We start from the raw sequence: 19,656 nt of genomic DNA on the forward strand, positions 1-19,656 counted from the left end.
AGTGAAGTCATCTCGGTGTACCGGCGTAACCCCGGTGGATCGACAGGCGTAACACGGGGAGCTGCGCGTGCCAACTGCCATTGCCGTGACCAGTGCCGACATGGCGCTGCCACCGCAGGACGAACGGACCTTGCCCGCCGTCGTCCTGGAGGACCTGGACCGACAGCCGCTGGAGCAGGCGCTGGCCGGTGTGCAGGGCCTGATCGACCAGCACGGGCACGTCGTCGTCGTGTGCTCGCAGGCCGTCTCCCGCGGCGTGGAGCGACGGCTGCACACGATCCGCTCCCTCCTCGAGAGCGACCGCATCGCCCTGTTCCGGCCCGACCTGCCGCCGCTCGGACTCGCGGTCCTGGCCCGCCAGCTACGGCAGCTGGCGTCCTGCGACCTCAGCCCCGGCGTGCTCGCCTCGGCCGGCCGGCTGCTCACCCACTACATCCACGCCGGGGCGCTGCTCGGCTCCGTCGCCCGGCTCGACCGCGTCCCCGTCGGTCTGAAGTCGCACGCCAAGTCGTGGGTGCCGGGCAGCCAGTTCGGCGTGCTGGCCCATCCGGAGCCGCAGCTGGTGAAGATCGGCCCCGGGGCCACCCTGTCCGGACCGGAGTTCGGCACCTGGATGCTCGTCGCCAAGGGCCAGCTCCAGTCCGACTGGGTCTCCGGAACCCTGGCCAAGGACTGGAGCGTCCAAGGCCTCAGGGAGACCGCCGCGCCCGCCGAGTCCGCGGTCTGGTGGGGGACCGGCAAGCTGATCGAGTTCGCCGCCTACCTGCCCGACCTGTCGGTGCTGTACCAGCTGGTCACGTCGGTACGGCAGAGCACCTGCCACTGGTGCGGGATCGACGTCATCGGCGACCGGTGCGTCTTCTGCTCCGCCACCTCGCCGTACCACGACAACCAGATCCCCGCCGGATGAGGCCCGAACACGGGGGCGCCGCACGGGACTCGCGTCCCACCCGTCCGCTCCTGGACCAGCCGCTCACACCCCGCACGTCATTCGACTCCGCTCGACCGATATCCCCGATGAGGTTGTACGGTTCATGAACTCCCGTCAGCGCCGCGGCGTGCTGCTCCTGCTCCTGTCGGTCGTCTGCGCCCTCGGCGCGTTCGCCGGTGTCCTGTCCGTCATCAGCGACGTGAAGTCCAAGGTCGGTCCCGAGGTCACGGCCTACCAGGTCAAGTCGAACGTGGCGCCCTACACCCAGCTGAGCGCGGGCCAGTTCGAGAAGATCAAGATGCCCGAACGCTGGCTGTCCGAGACCGCGGTCACCGACCTGCGCGACATCCAGGGCAAGATCGCCGTGACCACCCTGCGCGCGGGCTCCCTGCTCCAGCGGGACATGATCGTGGACCAGCCCGCCCTGCAGCCGGGGCAGCAGGAGGTCGCCATCATGATCGACGCGGCGACCGGTGTGGCGGGGAAGATCACGCCTGGTTCGACGGTCAACGTGTACGCCACCTTCGCGGGCGAGCGGGACGGTGACCCCGCGCAGTCCAAGATCATCGTGACGAACGCCAAGGTCCTGGACGTCGGCCGGATCACCGCGCTCGATCCCACCGAGAGCGACAAGAACCGGCAGACCACCGACGCCGTCCCGATCACCTTCGCGCTCTCCACCCTCGACGCCCAGCGCATCACCTACGCCGAGTCGTTCGCCCAGCGGGTCCGGCTCGCGCTGGTCGCGCCGGGCAGCGACACGACGGTCCCCGACCGGGACCGCACGTACCAGCTCGCGAAGGACAAGTGAGAGGCCCGCATGCCCACGAGGATCCTCCCGGCAGCCGGCGACGCGGACGCCGTCCGGTCCATCACGACCCTGCTCAGCCAGCTCCCGGACGCCGAGCCGGTGGCCCCGGTGGCCGACTCCACCCAGCTCGTCGACACCCTCGCCCGGCTGGCCGCCGAGTCGATCGACGAACTGCCCGAGGTCGTGGTCGTGCACGAGCGGATCGGCCCCGTCCCGGCCCTCGAACTCATCCGCGAAGTGGCGCTGCGCTTCCCGGCGGTGGGCGTCATCCTGGTCACCTCCGACGCGAGCCCCGGCCTGTTCCAGGCGGCCATGGACTACGGCGCGCGCGGCCTGGTCGCCCTCCCGCTCAGCTACGAGGAACTGGCGAGCCGGGTACAGGCGGTGGCCCAGTGGTCGGTCGGCGTACGGCGCCATCTGGGCAGCGGCGGCGACGTGTTCACCGGCGTCGGCGGCACGGTCGTCACCGTCAGCGGCGCCAAGGGCGGCGTCGGGGCGACGCTCGTCGCGATCCAGCTGGCGCTCGCGGCGCAGGCGTCGGGGCGCGGCACCGTGCTGGTGGACATGGATCTGCAGACCGGGGACGTGGCGTCGTACCTGGACGTGCAGTTCCGCCGGTCGGTGGTGGACCTGGCCGCCATCACCGACATCTCGCCGCGGGTGCTGGCGGACGCCGTCTTCCGCCACGACACCGGCCTCGCGCTGCTGCTCGCCCCCGGCGAGGGCGAGCGCGGCGAGGAGGTAACCGACCGGGCCGCCCGCCAGATCGTCAGCGCCCTGCGCTCCCGCTACGAGGTCGTCGTCATCGACTGCGGCGCCCAGCTCGGCGGCGCCGGCGCGGCCGCGGTGGAGATGGCCGACCGGGCCCTGCTCGTCACCACCCCGGACGTGGTCGCCGTGCGCGGCGCCAAGCGGACGGTGCGGATGTGGGACCGGCTGCAGATCCGCAAGGCGGAGGAGACGACGGTGGTCGTCAACCGGCACACCCGCGCCACGGAGATCCAGCCGCCGCTGATCCAGAAGATCACCGGCACGGCGGTCGCCGGGACCGCGATCCCCGCCAACTTCAAGGAACTCCAGGGCGCGGTGGACGCGGGCCGCATCCACGAACTGGACAGCAAGGGCGTGGTCAAGCAGGCACTGTGGGGCCTGGCCGGCGAACTGGGCCTGGTCAAGGCCGCGGAGGGCACCCAGCGGGGCGGCCGGCTGCGGGGCGACCGGCTGCGGGGCGACCGGGGGTCGGTGAGCTTCCGGCGCCGCAGGGATGCAGGGGGATGAGGATGCGGACGAATCCGCGGAGAAAGGACAGGGGAAGCGACAAGGGAAGGGACCGAGGGCGGGACCGGGAGTGGGGCCGAGGGCGGAACCGGGGACGCAACAGGGAACGGGACCGAGGACGGGACGGCGGCCAGGTCACGATCGAGTTCCTCGGCATGACGCCGACGATCGTCATCACGCTGGTGGTGCTGTGGCAGCTCGTGCTGGTGGGGTACACGTGGACGCTCGCGGGGAATGCTGCCGACGAGGCGGTCCGGGCGGGGACCGCGGCCGAGGGGGACATGCAGGCCAGGTGCGCCGAGGCGGGCCTGAAGGACCTGACGGGCGCGTGGCAGGGGGGTGCGGACGTGCGGTGCGGTGCCGGGGGCGGCTTCGTCACCGCGGACGTCCGTATCGAGGTGCCCATCCTCTTCCCCGGCACGGTCAGCTTCCCGTTCACCGTGAAGGGACACGCGGGCGCGGTCGAGGAGGCGACGCACTGAGATGCCGTACCGGTACCGGTCCACGAGGACGCCGCGCCGCCGCACCACCCGCGACCGCGGCCAAGTCGCCCTCGAATACCTGGGGTTCCTGCCCGTACTGCTCATCGTCGGCATGGCGGTCGTGCAGCTCGGCCTGATCGCCTACACCGCCCAGCAGGCGGGGACGGCCGCGCGGGCGGGGGCCCGCAGCGCTTCCCTCGACCGGGGCGCCGACGCGGCCTGCGACCAGGCCGTCAGCGGATTCCTGGCCGACGACACCAGCTGCGCGTCCGCCTTCGGCGGCGACGAGGTCACCGTCACCGCCACCGTGCACATCCCGTCGATCGTCCCAGGCTGGGACTTCGGCCCGGCCCACAAGACCGCCACCATGCCGCTCGACCACTGAACGAGGACAGCGCGAGGAGCACCCGACCATGAGCCTGCGGGCACGCATCAACTCCCCCGAGGAGAACGGCCACCGGGGCGAGGACGGCCACCTCGTCGCCTCCTACCGGGCCAAGCTGCTGGAGGAGATCGACCTCGCGGAGATGTCGTCGCTGGCCGCGGCGGAGCGCCGCGCCCGCCTGGAGCGCGTCCTCGGGCACATCATCAGCCGCGAGGGCCCGGTGCTGTCGACGGTCGAGCGCTCGCAGCTGATCCGCAGGGTGGTCGACGAGGCGCTCGGCCTCGGCATCCTGGAGCCGCTGCTGGAGGACGCGTCGATCACCGAGATCATGGTGAACGGCCCCGACGCGATCTTCGTCGAGCGCGGCGGCCGGGTCGAGCAGCTCCCGCTGCGCTTCCCCTCCCACGACCAGCTGATGCAGACGATCGAGCGCATCGTCTCCACCGTCAACCGCCGGGTGGACGAGTCCAACCCGATGGTGGACGCGCGCCTGCCGTCCGGCGAGCGCGTCAACGTGATCATCCCGCCGCTGTCCCTGACCGGCGCGACGCTCACCATCCGCCGCTTCCCCCGCTCGTTCACGCTCCAGGAGATGATCGGCTTCGGCTCGCTGGACGAGCACATGCTGTACCTGCTGGCGGGCCTGGTGCAGGCGAAGTTCAACGTGATCGTCTCCGGCGCGACCGGCACCGGAAAGACCACGCTGCTCAACGCCCTCTCCGGTCTCATCCCCGAGGGCGAGCGCATCATCACCATCGAGGACTCCGCCGAACTCCAGCTCCAGCAGGCCCATGTCATCCGCCTGGAGTCCCGCCCGCCGAACGTCGAGGGCAAGGGCCAGGTCACCATCCGCGACCTGGTCCGCAACTCGCTGCGCATGCGCCCCGACCGCATCGTCGTCGGCGAGGTCCGCGGCGGCGAGTCCCTGGACATGCTCCAGGCGATGTCGACCGGCCACGACGGCTCCCTCGCCACCGTGCACGCCAACAGCGCCGAGGACGCCCTGATGCGCATGAAGACGCTGGCGTCGATGTCCGAGGTGGAGATCCCCTTCGAGGCGCTGCACGACCAGATCAACAGCGCCATCGACGTGATCATCCAGCTGACCCGCTTCGCCGACGGCGCCCGCCGCATCACCGAGATCGCGATCCTCGACAGCCAGGGCAGCGACCCGTACCGCCTGGCGACGGTGGCCCGCTTCAACGCCCGTCCCATGGCCGCCGACGGCCGCATCTACGGCGCGTTCGAGTACTACCCGCTGCCGCGCCGCACCGCCGACCGCCTCTACATGGCGAGCCAGCCCATCCCCCAGGCCTTCGGCGTCGCCCAGTCCGCAGAGCAGCTAGCCACCCGAGAAGCCAGGTAGGACCGACCGATGGATCTGCACACGCTCATCACGCTCACCACCGGCATCACCCTGCTGACCTGCGTCCTGGCCGTGCTGGGCCTGCACGCCTACGCCACCGGCAAGGCGCAGCGCCAGGCGCTCGTCGACCGCCTCTCGGCGACCGGCCAGATCCCGGTGGCCGGCCGCCGGCGCCATTTCCCCGGCCTGGACCGCCGCCTGCGCCGCACCAAGCTGGGCAGGAAGCTGGAACTGCGCCTGGCGGCCACCGGCCTGGACATCACCCCGGGCGAGTTCTTCGCCGCCATGCTCGCCGTGGTGGCCGGCCTGTGGCTGGTCGGCCAGGCCACCCTGGCGCCCTTCTTCGGCCCGCTCGCCGGGCTGCTCGGCATCTGGCTGGCGGTCCAGTTCCTCAACTGGCAGCGCCAGAAGCGCATCGAGAGGTTCATCAACCAGCTCCCGGAGATGTCCCGTATCCTGGCCAACGCCACTCAGGCCGGACTGGCGCTGCGCACCGCCATCGGCATGGCCGCCGAGGAGCTGGAGGCCCCGGCCGGCGAGGAACTCGGCAAGGTAGCGAACCAGTTGGCCCTCGGCGCGTCCATGGACGACGCCCTCGGCGAGATGGCGGACCGGCTCCCCTCCCGCGAGCTGGTCGTCCTGGTCACCACGCTGGTCCTGTCGAACCGGGCGGGCGGCCAGGTCGTCAGCGCCCTGCGCAACCTCACCGAGACGCTGGAGGAGCGCAAGGAGACCCGGCGCGAGGTCCGCACCCAGCTCTCCCAGGTGAACATGACGTCGTACGCCGTTCCGGTCCTGGGCGTCGGCTCGTTGTTCCTCATGAACGGCGTCAAGGACGGGGCGCTGGACCGCATGACCGGCTCACCGGTCGGCCAGGGCGCGGTGATCGTCGCCTTCGCGCTCTACGCCGTCGGCTTCGTCCTCATCCGCCGCCTGTCCCGCATCGACGTCTGAGACCCGGAGGGAGGACGACCATGGCACTTCTGCTCGCACTGGTGACGGGCCTCAGCGTGTACGGCGTCTTCGCCGGCATCCGCATGTACCGCGCGGACGCCAAGCTCCCCGGAGACCTGGCCCTGGCGCTGGAGGTGGGCTCCACCCGCACCGGCGCGGTCGACTCGGTGGTGGACCGCCTCGGCATGCGCTACGCCCCCGCGATCCTGCGCCTGATGGGCCCCAAGATGGTCGCCAAGTACCGCCGCAAGATCGACCTGGCGGGCAACCCGGGCGGACTGACCATCGACCGCTACGCCGCCCGCCGCGCGGTCTACGGCTTCCTGGGCGGCGTCGGCGGCCTGGTGTTCCTGATGAAGGGCAACTTCTTCCTGGCCCTGGTGCTGTTCGCCTTCGGCGCGTTCTGGACGGAGGTCGGCATCTGGTCCGCGATCCGCATCCGCAAGGACGTCATCGAGCGGACGCTGCCGGACTTCCTGGACGTGCTCGCGGTCGTGGTCAGCGCGGGCCTCGGCTTCCGCCAGGCGCTGGACCGCGTCGCCGCCAAGTACGAGGGCCCGTGGGCCGACGAACTGCGCATCACCCTGCGCCAGATGGACCTGGGCATGAGCCGCCGCCAGGCGTTCGCGGAACTGCGCCGGCGCAACGAGTCCGAGCAGGTCGCGATGTTCGTGACGGCACTCCAGCAGGGCGAGGAACTGGGCGCGCCGATCGTGGACACCCTGGTGGCCCTGGCGAAGGACATGCGGCGCACGGACGCACAGAACGCCCGCCGCAAGGCGGCCCGCGCGGTCCCCAAGGCCACCATGATGATCACAACCTTCATGGTCCCGGCCACCATGATCCTCCTCGGTGCGGGCCTGCTCCTCGGCTCCGGCACGGACTTCGGCTCGATCACGGGCAAGTAGACGGCGGGCGGGTACTGGCGATGACGACGACGAAGGAACGCCTCGGGATCCGGCGACGCCGCCCGCGGACTCCGGAGATCACCACCCCTCCGGCAGGCACCGTCCTCCCCGCCCACGTCCGCACGGGCGCCCCCGACATCCCGGTGACATCGGTGACGCCTGCGCTGCCGCCGGGGTGGGAGCGGGCGGAGGGTGCGGGTGCGGGGGTGGGGTTGGGTGCGGGCGCGGGGGTGTCGGCGCCCGTGTCGGCGGCTGCCTCGGGCCCGGGGCAGCCGATGGCTGCGCTGCCTGGGTCGCCGCGGCGGAGGTCGCCGCAGGAGCAGCGGCGGGCGACGGGCGACGGGGCTGAGCGGACGGCTCCGACGACCCCGTCGGCCCCGGTGCCCCCGTCGGCGCGCGCGGAAGCCGCCAGGAATGAGCGGTCCCCGCAGACTCCGCCGGCCGCTCCGGCCACCCCTGCCCCCGTCGCCGCTTCAGCCGCACCCGCCCTCACGCCCGCCGATCCGGCCTCGGCCACCATCCCCATCCAGATCAACGCCCTCCAGGCGATGTGCCGCCAGGTCTTCGGCTTCCGCCTCGCCATGATCGCCCTGGCCGCCCCCTCCGCCCTGCTCAACGCCTCCCCGGGCCTGGCGACCCGCCTGGTGGGCGCGGCGGTGGTCGTCACGTTCATGGGTTCCTACGTCCTGTTCCGCGACTGGGAGCGCTTCGGCCCCCTGCTCCTGCGCCACCCCACCCTCCTGGCGGTGGACACCCTCTTCGGCTCGCTGCTGCTGATCTCCGCGGGCCCCGACACCACCCTGGCCTACGTCAGCGTGTGCACCCCCCTGCTCGCCGGCATCGTCTACGGCTGGCGGGGCGCGGCCGTCTTCGCCTCACTCCAGTCCCTGATCCTCCTGCTGGTCCACCAGACCGCGAAGGACCTGCACACCAGCCCCGCCGAGTCCCTGCTCCTGCCCGGCCTCTGCGTCGTCGCGGGCGCGGTCGGCTCGGCCCTGCGCAACCTGCTGCTCCGCTTCGGCGCCGCCACCCAGGCGCTGACCACGGTGCAGGCCCGGCTGGCGGTCACGGAGGCGGTGAGCGCCGAACGCGCCCGGCTCGCAAGGGAGATGCACGACTCGGTCGCCAAGACCCTGCACGGCGTGGCGCTGGCCGCGGACGGACTGGCCGGCTCCGCGGGCGCGGCCCGGATGGACCCGCGACTGGTCAGACAGCAGGCCGAACTGGTCGCCCGCTCGGCCCGCCGCGCCGCGGCCGAGTCCCGCGAACTCCTCGCGGACCTGCGCCGCGAATCGGACCCCGGCCAGGGCACCGACGTACTGGCCGAACTGGCCGCTCGCACACGGGACTTCGGCGCGCGCACCGGCCTGCCCGCCGACTGCCGGCCGACCGGCGAGCACGTGGTACCGCCGGTCCCCCCGGCGGTGGCCCGCCAGCTGCTGACCATCGCCTCGGAGGCCATGGAGAACGCCCACCGCCACGCGGACCCGACGCGGGTCGACGTGCGCGCCGGCGTCCACGGCGACCTGCTGCGCATCAGCGTGTACGACGACGGCCGCGGCCTGCCCCCCGGCACGAACCTCGAACAACTGCGCCGGGCGGGTCACTTCGGCCTGGTCGGCATGGTCGAGCGGGCCGCCTCGGTGGGCGCCCGCATCCGCATCGGCCGCGGCGGACATCCCCGGGGCACGGAAGTCCGCCTGGAGCTACCGCTGGCAGCCGTCGCGACAGCAAACACCTGAGGCGAGAGGCCCTGAACCCCCGTCACTCCCGACGACCCGACGACACGAGAGGAGGCCGCCCGATGCCGGACCCGACGACACCGCCCCCCGGCCCTCCGCAGCCGCCGCCCCACCCGTTCGACGGCTTCCCGTCACCACCCCCGCCCCCCGCACCGCTCACGGTCGTGGTCGCGGACGACAACCCCGTGGTGCGCGCGGGCCTCACGGTCCTCCTGTCCGGCCGGGAGGACATCACCGTGGTCGCGGAGGCCGCGGACGGCCGCCAGGCCTGGGAGGCGGCCCAGCAGCACCGTCCAGACGTCGTCCTCCTGGACGTCCGCATGCCGGGCGTGGACGGCATCTCGGCGCTTCCGTACCTGGTGCGGATCGCCCCGGTGGTGATGCTGACCTACAGCCGCGAGTCGGAGATCGTCCACGAGGCCCTGCGCCGGGGTGCGGGCGGTTACCTGGTGCACGGCGAGTTCACGGCCGACCAACTGGTCTCGGCGGTGAGGGACATCAAGGAAGGGCGGGCCCACTTCACGCCGACGGCGGCGGGAGCACTGCTGGACCAACTGCGCCGGGACGGGAACCCGAACGCGGCACCGCTGCCCGAGGGGCTGGGCGGAGCGGATGACGTCCCGCCCGCCAACGTCCCCTCTCCGGCTATTTCTTCAGAAAACCTTTCGCAACTGCAATCAGATGTGGGACAGTCGTCGTCGGCATGGATGAACGGCCGACCGGCCGCTCCCGACAGGTCGCGGTACCAACTGAGCACGAGGGAGGCGGAGATCATGGACCTCATCGCATCCGGCATGAACAACCAGCAGATCGCCGCCACCTGCTTCATCAGCGAGAAGACGGTCAAGAACCACATCAACCGCATCTTCGCCAAGCTCCACAGCACCAGCCGTTCCGAGGCCGCCGCCAAGTGGCTGGGAACGGCGCCGGGTTCGGGCCGAGGGGTGGGGTGAGGGGTGATGACGTCACGGGGGAGCGCCTGGGTCTCGGATTGGGCCCGGGATTGGGCCCTGGGACCCTCCGACGGGCGGCAAGTCCCGCCGTACGGTTCTCGTGTCGCAAGCGGCACCGGCGGGGAGGAAGCCGGTTACGTCCACGACCCAGAGACGCAGCCGTCGGCCGGTGCCCGGCCGGCCGTACCGGGAGGGGAACACCATGAGCAACTGGATCAACACCACCGTCGCGTACCTGCAGACCCGCGCCGCCCGCAGCGACAAGGGCCAGACAGCCGTGGAGTACCTGGGCATCATCGCGGTGGTCGTGGCGATCGTGCTGGCCATCACGGGTACGGACATCGGGCAGTCGATCTTCGACGAGATCAAGAACAAGATCACCGAGGTCACCGGCGGCTGATGCGCGCCCGTAGGTACGGCGACGCAGGGCAGGCCTTCCCCATCTACATCACGGTGGTGGCGGGCCTGCTCTTTCTCGCGTTCGCCTACCTTGCGGTCGGCCAGGCCGCGGCAACCCGGAACGGAGCACAGACGGCAGCTGACGCGGCCGCCCTCGCGGCGGCGCAGGATCTCCGGGACAAGCTTGCCGGTAGGTGGCTGGAGGACGTGCTCGACCCGACGAAGTGGCAGGACGTCTTCGACGGAAACGTGACGGGGCTCGAGCCGTCGTGCTGGCGAGCCGACGCGCTCGCCGCGCAGAACGGCGCCCATGTCGAGAAGTGCTTACCGAAGGGCCTGTTGGGCTTCACGGTCGACGTCGAGACCGACAAGCCGGTGGGAGACACCATCGTGCCCGGCACGGAGGACCAGTACGCGACGGCTTCCGCCACCGCGGTGATCGAACCGCTCTGCACGTTCCGACTCCCCGGCGAGGAAGCCGGGAAGGACATGTTGCCGAAGCTCACCTGTAAGGACCGGGACTGGGAGCTGGACCCGGAAGACCTCACCGACCTGCCGGGACCCGAGGACCTCTTCGACGTCCATCTGGCCGACTGACAAGCGAACGACGAGTGACGAAGGAAGCAGAGGCATGAGCATTCGGTTCACTGCGAAGGCCCGCAGGGGAGTGGTCGCGCTGACCGTTGCGGCCGGTCTGGCCCTCGGTGTAGCCGGTTGCGGCGGTGGGGGTGACGACGAGAAGCCGAAAGCTTCGGCTTCCGCCTCCAAGACCGACGGGTCCGACCCGAGCGCTCAAGAAGGCCAGTCGGAAACACCCTTGGCCGAACTCAAGGGCCCGCAGGGCCTTCTGCTTCAGATCACCACGGCCAAACGGGATGCCGGCGGGTTCGTGACGATCAACGGCAATCTGAAGAACGACGGATCAAGCACCATCAACGTGCCTTCCAACCTGAGCGGCAACGAGACCGAGATCATTCGCAACGGCCGTTCGCTCGGCGGCGCTACGCTGGTGGACTCCAAGGGCAAGAAGCGCTATTACGTTCTGCGGGATACGGACGGACGTCCGTTGACTACCACGAACTTCCCTGCGTTGAAGGCTGGGGAAACCATTCCGGTGTTCATGCAGTTCCCCTCTCCGCCCACAGACACCTCTGAGGTCGGCTTCCAACTGCCCGGCTTCGCCACAGCCACCATCACGATCTCCGGGTGAGGCCCGCGATGACCGTCACCCGAACCTCGAACCGAACGGCCCCCCGCCTCGCAGTGACCCTCACCGCGGCGTCCCTCATGGTCGCCGCCAACATCGTCGGTGCCGTAGGGGCCCGTGCCGACGACAGCCCCAGCGTGCCACCGGGCACCGAACCCTCCGCTTCCGCCCCCGTCAAGGTCGACCCGAACGACCCCGACCTCAAGCTCCCCGAGGGCGCCACCCTCGCCGAGCCCAAGGTGCTGGACATCAAGTCGGTCGTGGAGGACCAGAGCGGTGACGAACGGCGTGAGGACACCAACAGTGACGTGAAGTTCGCGCTGCAGGCGGAGGTGCTGTTCGGCAAGGACAGCGCCAAACTCAGCGCCGACGCCAAGTCCCGCATCGCAGCGATCGCCGACGAGATCAAGAACCAGCACGCGACGAAGATCCGCGTCTTCGGCTTCACGGACAACCTGGGCTCGTCCGCGCACGGTGACGTCCTGTCCCGGCAGCGCGCCAACGCCGTACAGGAGGTCCTGGACGACGAGCTGAACGACCCCGGCATCACCTTCGAGGTGCGCGGTTACGGCGAGCAGTACCCGATCGCCGACAACTCGACGGAGGCCGGCCGCAAGAAGAACCGCCGAGTGGAGGTGTCCTTCCCCCGCTCGGACGGCTGAACGCACCGAACTCCTGACGCCCAGGCCCGTCCCAACCCGAACAATCACCGACTGGGACGGGCCGACGGCTGCTCACGGGACCGTGGTGACGCCCCTCCCGTCACTTCCCGCGTCGGTACGCCATCCACGCCAGCACGGCGCCCGCGGCCACCGCCAGCAGCAGCGTGCGGTTGTCCCGCGCCGCCCGCGCCCCCTCGACCGCCTTCTGGCGCACCGGCTCGGGCGCCTTCTCCTGGAGGAGATGTCCGGCCTGGACCGCCTTGGCCCGGGCCTGCTCGGCGGCCTGGAGCGCCTTGTCCTTCACCGGGTCGGGCAGTCGTTCCTGCACCTGGTGCGCCACGTCGGACGCCTTGGCCCGCAACTCCCCGGCCTTGGCGGCGGCCTGCTGCCTGACGTCGGCCGCCCTTTCCTGGGCCTGCGCCCTGACGTCGGCGGCCATCTCCTGGGCCTGCGCCCGCACATCGGCCGCCTTCTCCTGCGCCCGCGCCTTGACGTCGGTCTTGGCCGCCAGCGCCTCCACCGTCTGCCCGAGTTCCTTGCGGGTCTCCTCGACCTGCTCGCGCAGTTCCTCCGTGCTGGAGGCGGTCTGCTCGTCGTGAGGCGGCTGGGTCATCGGTGTGCACGCTCCTTGATCTCGGTCATGTCGGACTTCACGCCGGCGATGGTTTGTTCAGGGGTCGGTGGCGCGCCTTCGCGGATCTGCTTCTTCCCGCTCAGTGCCATGAGCCCGGTGATCAGCCCCAGCACAGCCGTGACGATCAGCGCCGCGGCCCACACCGGCAACGGCACCGCGAGCGCGGCGATGGCGGTGGCCACGAGGGCCTGCAGGGTCAGGAAGCCGACTATGCCGGCGCCGCCGAACAGCCCGCAGCCCTTCCCGTACCGCTTGCCCTTCTCCTTCATCTCCGCCTGCGCCAGCCTCAGTTCTCCGCGCATCAGCTCGGTCAGCTGGTGCGACGCCCGCTGCACCAGTTCGCTGACCGGTTCCGCGCCGGAACCGTCCGGCTCCCCGCCGCGGGGGACGGAGTGCGGTTGCGTACTCGACACGACGATCACCTCCCGTCTTCCTGCTCTGCCCTGTCTTTGCCTGCCCTGCCCTGCCCTGCCCTGGTCGCGTCCTGGTCCTGACGGCGGGGCCGGGCCGGTGCCCGGCCGTCCGATGTGCCGGGGGCGCGAGTACCCAGTCCGGCCCCCGCTACCGCCACCGCAGGTACCGCAACAGCAGTCCGGGCGCAGCCCGCACGAGCCAGGCGCCGAGCAGCCCTACGGCGGCCCCGCTGACGACGTCACTGGGATAGTGGGCGCCGCTCTGCACCCGTTGCACGGCCACCAACGCGGCCGGCACCGCGCACAGGCCGCCGGCCGCCGGCCACGACGGAGCGACCGCCGCGGTGAAGGCGACCGCCGCCGCGGTGTGCCCGGACGGGAACGACGACGAGTCGGGACGGTCGTCAACCTCGTCGTGCGGTACCCAGTCCTTCGGCGGCCGGGGACGCCCGGTCAGCTGCTTCCCCACGCCGTTGCAGGCCAGTTGCGCCACGGCCATGGCCGCCAGACCGGCGGCCGCGGCCTTCCGCCCGCGCAGGCCGCCCGACCACGCCATCACGGCGGCCGCGCCGCACCACAGTTTGCTGCTCTCCGCCGTCTCCTCCACCGCGGACAGCACCTTGTGCAACCGGGACGAGACCCGCGCCGCCAGCCCCTGCGTCACGCGGCGGTCCGTCTCGTACACCTCAGCCAGCCAGCCCATGACGTGCAGGTATCCGCCGGATCAACAGTCACACCCACGACCTGGACGACGACGCCCGCGTGGCCGACGCGGCGTCATTGGGCGCCGATTTGGGCCCACGGGCCCATGCGGCCCAGCCGTCCCCTCCCTACCGTCGACCCATGTCGTGGACCGGCGCGGGGGAGCGGCGGGGATCCGGATGACGCGGACGCTGCCCATGAGTGTGTGAACACACCCCCGAACCGGTGGAGTTGACGAGGGGGAGGGCATGTCGTCGATCGGGGGAACACCGGAGGGCGGGGCGGCCGTGTGGCCGTCGGGGGAGCCGGGGAGCGGGCGCCGGAGCATGCCCGCACCGTTGTCGGCGGCCCTCGTCATCGTCAACGTCCTGTTCGCGATCACGATCGTCGGCGGTCTGGGCCTGCTGCTCACCGCGACCTCCTACGACGCCTTCGACGGCGGCGTCCTGGCGCTGCTCCTCTACGCCGCCGCGCCCGGCGCGCTCGGCTGGTGGCTGGCCCGGCGCAGCTGGGAGGGCGGACTGCGGATCTGGCGCGGACTGATCGCCGTACAGATCTGGCTGATCCTCACCGGCCTCGCGAACCTCGTCGCCGGATCGGCCCGCGGCGGCACGCAGCTCCTCCTGCCGGTGCTCGCCCTCATCTTCCTGCTCCGCGGGGAGACCCGCCGGTGGTACGAGACCCCCGGTCTGGAGCGTGCCGAACGCCGCCCCTTCTCCCTGGCCCGCATGATCCGCTGGCGTCGCGACGAGGGGCAGACGTCGGCGGAGTACGCCGGTCTCGTTGCCATCGTCGCCGCGATCATCGTCGCGCTGCTGGTCAGCGGCCTCGGCACGCAGATCTACGGCGGCATCCGCGCGAAGGTCTGCGAGGTCACGGGCTCGGCCTGCCCGGCCCCCTCCGACGGCGGCGGCACGGACGTCCGGGCGGGGGACGACAGCGGCGACCCGCGGAAGACCACCGGCGGCACCACGGAAGGCACCGACGCAGGCACCACCGGCACCACGGCCGGCACCGGAGACGACGCCCCCGCGGACGACGGCGCCGCAAACGGCAACGGCGGCAACGCCGACCAACGAACCGACGACGAGAAGAACCCCGACGACGACAAGAACCCCGACGACAAGAAGCCCGATGACAAGAAGAAGGACGACGGCTGCTTCTCCGGCTTCGGCGCCTTCCTGAGCTGCGCCGGTGACCAGGTCAAACAGGTCGGCCAGGGCCTTTTCGTCGACGGCGTCTGGGGCGACCTCACCGGCATCTGGGACATGGTCAGCCACCCCGGCGACACCCTCAGCGGCCTCGCCGACTACGGCAAGCAGCTCGGCGACGACTGGCTGAAGAACTCCGGGGGCGCCTCCGGCAAGTGGTCCAGGGGCGACTACCTCGGCGCTCTCTGGGACTGGGGCGGCGCGTCCCTGAAGACCGGCGGCACGGTCCTGTACGACATGTTCATCGGCGATGACGTGGCCGACCAGTGGAACAAGGGCAACAAGACCCGCGCCGTCACGACCGTCATCTGGAACGTCGGCTCCCTCTTCATCCCCGGTTACGACATCGGCAAGGTCGCCGAGAAGGTCGGAGTGCTCGGCAAACTCGGCAAGCTGGGCAGGCTCGCGGAGAAGGCGGGCGAGGCGGCGGAGGACGCGAAGCGCGCCGCGAAGGCGGGCGACGTCGAGGGCGCCGAGAAGGCGGCGAAGAAGGCCGACGAGGCCGCGGACGAGGCCGAGCGCAAGGCACGCGAGTCCGGTTGCACCATCGCCGCACCGGCCCGCAGGGTCCCGTACGCGGGCGGCGGACCCGGCACCGGCACGACGGTGCTCGCCTCCGGCCGCGCGGACTCCCCGTACGTCGTCCTCGCCGAGGAAGGCTGCGACGAGGAGGCCAAGCAGCAGGCACAGGAGGCCCGCAAGCAGGCCGACGAGGCCGAGCAGGCCGCCGAGGACGCCGCGGGGAAGAACAGGCCGGCGAACGAGTGGAAGGCGCGGGACGACATCGCCGGCCCGGCCCGCGGGAAGACCCTCAAGTTCCCGAACAAGCGTCACACCGTCAGCGGAGCGGCGGGCGGTCAGGTCAAGGAGCGCAACACCATCATCCTGCGGGGCAACGAGGACCTGGTCCGCTCCGACATCGAGGGCATCGCCGACGGCCGCGCCACCCTGTCGGCCGACGGCAACACGTATGAGATCAACGGCCGTACGTACGAGGTGGAGGGCAACGGCACGGTCTTCCCCAAGTCCGGTCCCGGCCTGGCCGAACTGGACCGCATCGAGTACGCCGCGCTGAAGGAGATCGCCCGGAACAAGGGCGACCTGAGCAAGTCCCAGCAATTGCAGCGCGACCCCAAGTTCGTCAACAATCCCGCGAAGGTCCAGAAGGCCAAGGAGATCTACGACGGGACGTACAAATGATCGCCAACCTCTTCACCGTCGGCGGAGGCGACCCGGCGCGTCTCCGGCGAGCCCTGGCGGACCTGCTGGGCCTCCCGGAGGGGTCGGTCGACGTGGCCGACGCGGACGGTGACCAGGAAGGACGGCACTGGGAGGCTCCTGTGCTGTGCACCTACCGCCGGCTGCCACCGGGCGACCTCACGTTCGAACTGGACATCACCGTGGCCGACGAGGCAGCCGGAGACCTGACGGAGCCGCGGCTGGCGCACGGCCTCGCGGCCGGCCTGGACGGCTCAGTCCTGTACCCGGCCGACCCCGCGGACCTCGATCTGCCGAGCGCGTACTGGGTCGCCGTACCGGACGGACGCGCGGTCCGCTGCCGCCTGGAGGCCGTCGACACCGAGTCCGCCGCCGGCCCGGCGTACCGGGTCGACGTGACGGAGGAACCGGTGCCGGACCTGCCAGGCGCGAGGGTCGAGTTCCTGCCGGAAGTGCTGGACAGGGAGCCCATCCCGACACCCGTGGCCGACGCCGCTCTCACCCGTTACCCGAGGGGTACGGCGGCGAGCGTGGAAGGCCGTGTCCACTACAGCCTGCGGGTGTGGGAGAGGCTGGTCCGCCGCATCGAGGCCGACTGGGGCCCCTCCGGGCATTACCGCGAGGACCTCTTCCAAAGGGATCTGGAGGCCCGGGACGAACTGGGCCGACTGCTACCCCAGATCGACGAGGCACACGCGGACGCCGTGCGCTCAGCACTGACGCGCCTGGACCGAACCTTCCGGGACCGCACCGCCCCCACCACGTCCACCGAGCCCCCCGAACGCTGGTGGCGACACAGACACCCGAGCCACACCCCCTGGCCCACCGACGACGAGCAGCCGGCCGGTTGACACCCCGCCTCCCACCACGCGCCTCACACCGCTCCCTCCTCCACCTCGACCCGCACACCGACCCGGAGCCCCCAACCCGCCATCACCCCGGCCCCGGCCTCCAGCACGTGCCGTGAACGCAGCCGGGGCAACCCCAACCGCCCCGGCCTCATGGTGCGCACGGCGATGACCCGCAGGCGGCGGTCCAGGTAGGCGACGTCGATGGGGATACGCATGCGGAAGGTGTGCACGCCACTGGCCGGCGAGAGCAGGATCGCCCCGTCCACGGAGTCCCGCCCCAACAACCCCTTGGTACGGGCCCGATAGGAGGTGGCGATCTCCAGAGGCACGGCGAGCGAGGCACCCGTGCCGCCCTCCCGTTGCACGACCAGCCTGCCCCGCCCGTCCCGCCAACGCCGCCCCATGCCCAGGCCCCTCCCGTTGCCGCAATCCCGTCCGCCAACCGAACCTATCCGCACGACGTAGGCCCCACGCAGGCCCACGAACCCATGCCCTCCTGCGACGTGAAGCCCTTTGCGGGTTCGTGAACGGAACGCTCACCTCCCCATCGGCGCCGCACGGCGTGTTACGGAACCGTTACTGCTCAAGTGGGCGTGCGAACCGCCGATTTACTCTCATACGCTCCATCGGTTGACAAGCCTCACGCTGGTGTCACTTCTTGCCCGCCGATAGCGTTGGTTCGCTCGAGAGAAGCCTCGCCTGACCGGGAGCCGACTGTGAACCGCCGCCCAACCCTGCTCGCAGCGATCGCTCTGACCGCCGCAGCGGCCCTGTCCTTGTCCGCGTGCGGGAGCGACGACAGCTCCAAGAACAAAGCCAACGACAAGATCGCCGGAGCCGACACGGGCGGGAAGGCATCGACGTCGCCCTCAGATTCGCCGTCCGCGACGTCCGGTCGCCCGAAGATCGAACTCCCGTCAGACCTGACGTACACCTTCGACTGGCCGAAGACGGGTGACAAGGACAAGGACGCTGTCCTGGCCGATACCGAGCAGTTCATCAAGGCCGTCGACATGGCCATCGCCAAGCAGGATCCTCTCAGCAAGGCGTACCGCTATTACTCCCAGGGTGAGGCTGCAGTCGGGAGTCAGAAATTCATCCAGGAGTTTGTGGACTACAAGGACCGTATTACTGGCGCCAAACGCTATTTCAACTCAAAAGTCAAAGTCAACGGCGACGGAACAGCAGGCTTCGTCTACTGCGAAGACCAGAACAAGGCGTACAACAAGAGTCTCAAGACCGGCAAGACGGAGGTGACCCCACAGTCGAAGGACAACTACGTGCTGTACAGCAGTCGCCTCAGGGTCAACAAGGACGGCGTCTGGATCACGGAGACCCTGACATCACAACGGGGAAGTGTCGCATGCCAGTCCTGAATCGTCGGAACCCCGCGCTCGTCGCCGTTGTTGCAACGGCCGCGCTATTGGCATGTCCCACTGAAGCTTTTGCAGGTTACGGACACGGCGGCAGCACCAATGGCGGCTCCGGCACCACCGCAGCCGGTGGCAGCGACGGCAAGGGCAACCTTTCGGCTACGGCAGGCGCCGTCGTCTTCGATCGTTCCAAGAACGGCTCGGGGCAGTCGGCAGGGCCGGTGGCCTCCGCGACGAACTGGACCCCGCCCGCTTGCTACTACGCGCCGAAGTACACGCCGGAGCAACTCGAGGCGTACCTGAAGCCGATCTGGGAGGCCGGGTCGACGGGCTACGAGTGGGATGCGAAACAGCGTGACCACTACGTTGAGGGGCATCCCTACAAGGACTTCAACAAGGAGAAAGCCGGCAAGGGCTATTGGTGGGACTCCTACGTCACGCCCGGCCGTGAGGGCGACCTCGCGTCGCTCGACTGCACCAAGCCCATCTTCTGGGTGGACGACAACGACGACCCGCCGGCCGACATTCCCCAGGCGGTGACTCCGGAAGTCCTCGCGCAGCTCGCCTACGCGGAGGTCCGTGTCGCTTCCACGGAGGTGGACCTGGCCCCGGAGAACACCACGAAGGTGAACCTGCCGACGTGGGCGTGGCTGGACGCGGCGAAGTTCAAGCCGGTGTCCGTGACCGCGAGCGTTCCGTTGCTCGGCATCTTCGCCACGACCACCGCCGAGCCGGTCTCCGTGAAGATCGACCCGGGCACGGAGGACGCCGTCACCTTCCCGGCCTCCGGCGTGTGCGAGATTCGCGGCGGCCGCATCGGCGAGCCGTACGCCAAGGGCAAGGCCGACGAGACACCGCCCTGCGGGGTGAGGTACCTGCGCTCCTCGGGCGACGGCTCCTACCCGCTGAAGGCCACCGTCACCTGGAAGATCCACTGGACGGGTTCCGGCGGCGCGGGCGGCGACCTCCCGGACGGCACCTTCGGCGCGACGCAGGACGTCGTCGTCCAGGAGATCCAGGCCGTCAACCGCTGACACAGGGCGTCAAGCAGGGCAAGACTCCGGCTGCCCCGCCAGCCGTGCTGCCTGACGCCACGGCCCGGCAGCAGTTGTTGACGGATCTCGGTCCGGTCCTCCGGCCGGTTCAGCTGTTCCTGAAGACCGGAGCCGTGCTTTG

The 19,656-nt window shown here is 70.7% G+C and carries 22 protein-coding genes; 18 read left to right on the plus strand and 4 right to left on the minus strand.

Annotation, left to right across the window (positions count from 1 at the left end):
• The first annotated feature begins 67 nt into the window (after window positions 1–67).
• The 14 genes from ACZ5GT_RS25850 (at window position 68) to ACZ5GT_RS25915 (ending at window position 12,078) form a co-directional block, all read left to right on the plus strand.
• Window positions 68–910: a hypothetical protein gene (locus tag ACZ5GT_RS25850; protein ID WP_469030819.1), complete on the plus strand. Its 843-nt coding sequence runs from the start codon at window positions 68–70 to the stop codon at window positions 908–910.
• Window positions 911–1,034: 124 nt separating this feature from the next.
• Window positions 1,035–1,742 carry a Flp pilus assembly protein CpaB gene (gene cpaB / locus ACZ5GT_RS25855; RefSeq protein WP_469030821.1) on the plus strand — a complete coding sequence of 236 codons (708 nt, stop codon included), beginning with the start codon at window positions 1,035–1,037 and terminating at the stop codon, window positions 1,740–1,742.
• A 9-nt stretch (window positions 1,743–1,751) separates the two neighbouring features.
• Window positions 1,752–3,020, plus strand: a complete 1,269-nt coding sequence (locus tag ACZ5GT_RS25860; RefSeq protein WP_469030825.1) for an AAA family ATPase — start codon at window positions 1,752–1,754, stop codon at window positions 3,018–3,020.
• A 155-nt stretch (window positions 3,021–3,175) separates the two neighbouring features.
• On the plus strand, window positions 3,176–3,502 hold the full coding sequence (locus tag ACZ5GT_RS25865) for a pilus assembly protein (RefSeq protein ID WP_469030829.1): 327 nt from the start codon (window positions 3,176–3,178) through the stop codon (window positions 3,500–3,502).
• Window position 3,503: 1 nt separating this feature from the next.
• On the plus strand, window positions 3,504–3,887 hold the full coding sequence (locus ACZ5GT_RS25870; protein ID WP_469030832.1) for a TadE/TadG family type IV pilus assembly protein: 384 nt from the start codon (window positions 3,504–3,506) through the stop codon (window positions 3,885–3,887).
• A 28-nt stretch (window positions 3,888–3,915) separates the two neighbouring features.
• A complete protein-coding gene (locus ACZ5GT_RS25875) occupies window positions 3,916–5,253 on the plus strand; it encodes a CpaF family protein (protein WP_469030835.1) in 1,338 nt (445 codons plus the stop codon).
• A 9-nt stretch (window positions 5,254–5,262) separates the two neighbouring features.
• Entirely contained in the window at window positions 5,263–6,207 is a 945-nt protein-coding gene (locus ACZ5GT_RS25880) for a type II secretion system F family protein (protein ID WP_469030837.1), read from the plus strand.
• 20 nt (window positions 6,208–6,227) lie between these two features.
• Window positions 6,228–7,115 carry a DUF5936 domain-containing protein gene (locus ACZ5GT_RS25885; RefSeq protein WP_469030840.1) on the plus strand — a complete coding sequence of 296 codons (888 nt, stop codon included), beginning with the start codon at window positions 6,228–6,230 and terminating at the stop codon, window positions 7,113–7,115.
• Window positions 7,116–7,135: 20 nt separating this feature from the next.
• Complete coding sequence (locus tag ACZ5GT_RS25890) at window positions 7,136–8,857, plus strand: sensor histidine kinase (RefSeq protein WP_469030842.1); 1,722 nt, start codon at window positions 7,136–7,138, stop codon at window positions 8,855–8,857.
• Window positions 8,858–8,919: 62 nt separating this feature from the next.
• The gene (locus tag ACZ5GT_RS25895; RefSeq protein WP_469030845.1) at window positions 8,920–9,810 is read left to right on the plus strand and encodes a response regulator; all 891 of its coding nucleotides are present in this window, start codon (window positions 8,920–8,922) and stop codon (window positions 9,808–9,810) included.
• 202 nt (window positions 9,811–10,012) lie between these two features.
• Complete coding sequence (locus tag ACZ5GT_RS25900; protein ID WP_469030847.1) at window positions 10,013–10,210, plus strand: Flp family type IVb pilin; 198 nt, start codon at window positions 10,013–10,015, stop codon at window positions 10,208–10,210.
• The gene (locus ACZ5GT_RS25905; protein ID WP_469030849.1) at window positions 10,210–10,806 is read left to right on the plus strand and encodes a pilus assembly protein TadG-related protein; all 597 of its coding nucleotides are present in this window, start codon (window positions 10,210–10,212) and stop codon (window positions 10,804–10,806) included. Before ACZ5GT_RS25900 ends, ACZ5GT_RS25905 begins: the two co-directional genes overlap by 1 nt.
• A gap of 34 nt (window positions 10,807–10,840) precedes the next feature.
• A complete protein-coding gene (locus tag ACZ5GT_RS25910; protein WP_469030852.1) occupies window positions 10,841–11,419 on the plus strand; it encodes a hypothetical protein in 579 nt (192 codons plus the stop codon).
• An 8-nt stretch (window positions 11,420–11,427) separates the two neighbouring features.
• Complete coding sequence (locus tag ACZ5GT_RS25915) at window positions 11,428–12,078, plus strand: OmpA family protein (RefSeq protein ID WP_469030856.1); 651 nt, start codon at window positions 11,428–11,430, stop codon at window positions 12,076–12,078.
• A gap of 100 nt (window positions 12,079–12,178) precedes the next feature.
• Here ACZ5GT_RS25915 and ACZ5GT_RS25920 read toward each other — a convergent pair whose 3' ends face one another.
• The 3 genes from ACZ5GT_RS25920 to ACZ5GT_RS25930 form a co-directional block, all read right to left on the minus strand.
• Window positions 12,179–12,691 carry a DUF3618 domain-containing protein gene (locus ACZ5GT_RS25920; RefSeq protein ID WP_469030859.1) on the minus strand — a complete coding sequence of 171 codons (513 nt, stop codon included), beginning with the start codon at window positions 12,689–12,691 and terminating at the stop codon, window positions 12,179–12,181.
• The gene (locus ACZ5GT_RS25925) at window positions 12,688–13,134 is read right to left on the minus strand and encodes a phage holin family protein (RefSeq protein ID WP_469030862.1); all 447 of its coding nucleotides are present in this window, start codon (window positions 13,132–13,134) and stop codon (window positions 12,688–12,690) included. Before ACZ5GT_RS25925 ends, ACZ5GT_RS25920 begins: the two co-directional genes overlap by 4 nt.
• Before the next feature lie 139 nt (window positions 13,135–13,273).
• Window positions 13,274–13,828, minus strand: coding sequence for a phosphatase PAP2 family protein (locus tag ACZ5GT_RS25930; RefSeq protein ID WP_469030866.1), 555 nt, complete (start codon window positions 13,826–13,828; stop codon window positions 13,274–13,276).
• Window positions 13,829–14,153: 325 nt separating this feature from the next.
• Here ACZ5GT_RS25930 and ACZ5GT_RS25935 point away from each other — a divergent pair, with 325 nt between their 5' ends.
• Both ACZ5GT_RS25935 and ACZ5GT_RS25940 read left to right on the plus strand, forming a co-directional pair.
• Window positions 14,154–16,238 carry a hypothetical protein gene (locus ACZ5GT_RS25935; protein ID WP_469030870.1) on the plus strand — a complete coding sequence of 695 codons (2,085 nt, stop codon included), beginning with the start codon at window positions 14,154–14,156 and terminating at the stop codon, window positions 16,236–16,238.
• On the plus strand, window positions 16,235–17,107 hold the full coding sequence (locus tag ACZ5GT_RS25940; RefSeq protein WP_469030872.1) for a hypothetical protein: 873 nt from the start codon (window positions 16,235–16,237) through the stop codon (window positions 17,105–17,107). Before ACZ5GT_RS25935 ends, ACZ5GT_RS25940 begins: the two co-directional genes overlap by 4 nt.
• Window positions 17,108–17,130: 23 nt before the next feature.
• Here the strand turns inward: ACZ5GT_RS25940 and ACZ5GT_RS25945 are convergent, their stop codons facing one another.
• Window positions 17,131–17,511: a DUF192 domain-containing protein gene (locus ACZ5GT_RS25945; protein WP_469030873.1), complete on the minus strand. Its 381-nt coding sequence runs from the start codon at window positions 17,509–17,511 to the stop codon at window positions 17,131–17,133.
• Window positions 17,512–17,823: 312 nt separating this feature from the next.
• On the opposite strand from ACZ5GT_RS25945, the gene ACZ5GT_RS25950 reads away from it, so the two are divergent.
• Window positions 17,824–18,483, plus strand: a complete 660-nt coding sequence (locus tag ACZ5GT_RS25950) for a hypothetical protein (RefSeq protein WP_469030875.1) — start codon at window positions 17,824–17,826, stop codon at window positions 18,481–18,483.
• Window positions 18,471–19,514 carry a hypothetical protein gene (locus ACZ5GT_RS25955; RefSeq protein WP_469030878.1) on the plus strand — a complete coding sequence of 348 codons (1,044 nt, stop codon included), beginning with the start codon at window positions 18,471–18,473 and terminating at the stop codon, window positions 19,512–19,514. Before ACZ5GT_RS25950 ends, ACZ5GT_RS25955 begins: the two co-directional genes overlap by 13 nt.
• Window positions 19,515–19,656: the final 142 nt, after the last annotated feature.

This window comes from Streptomyces sp. NPDC031340 (genome assembly GCF_055569945.1).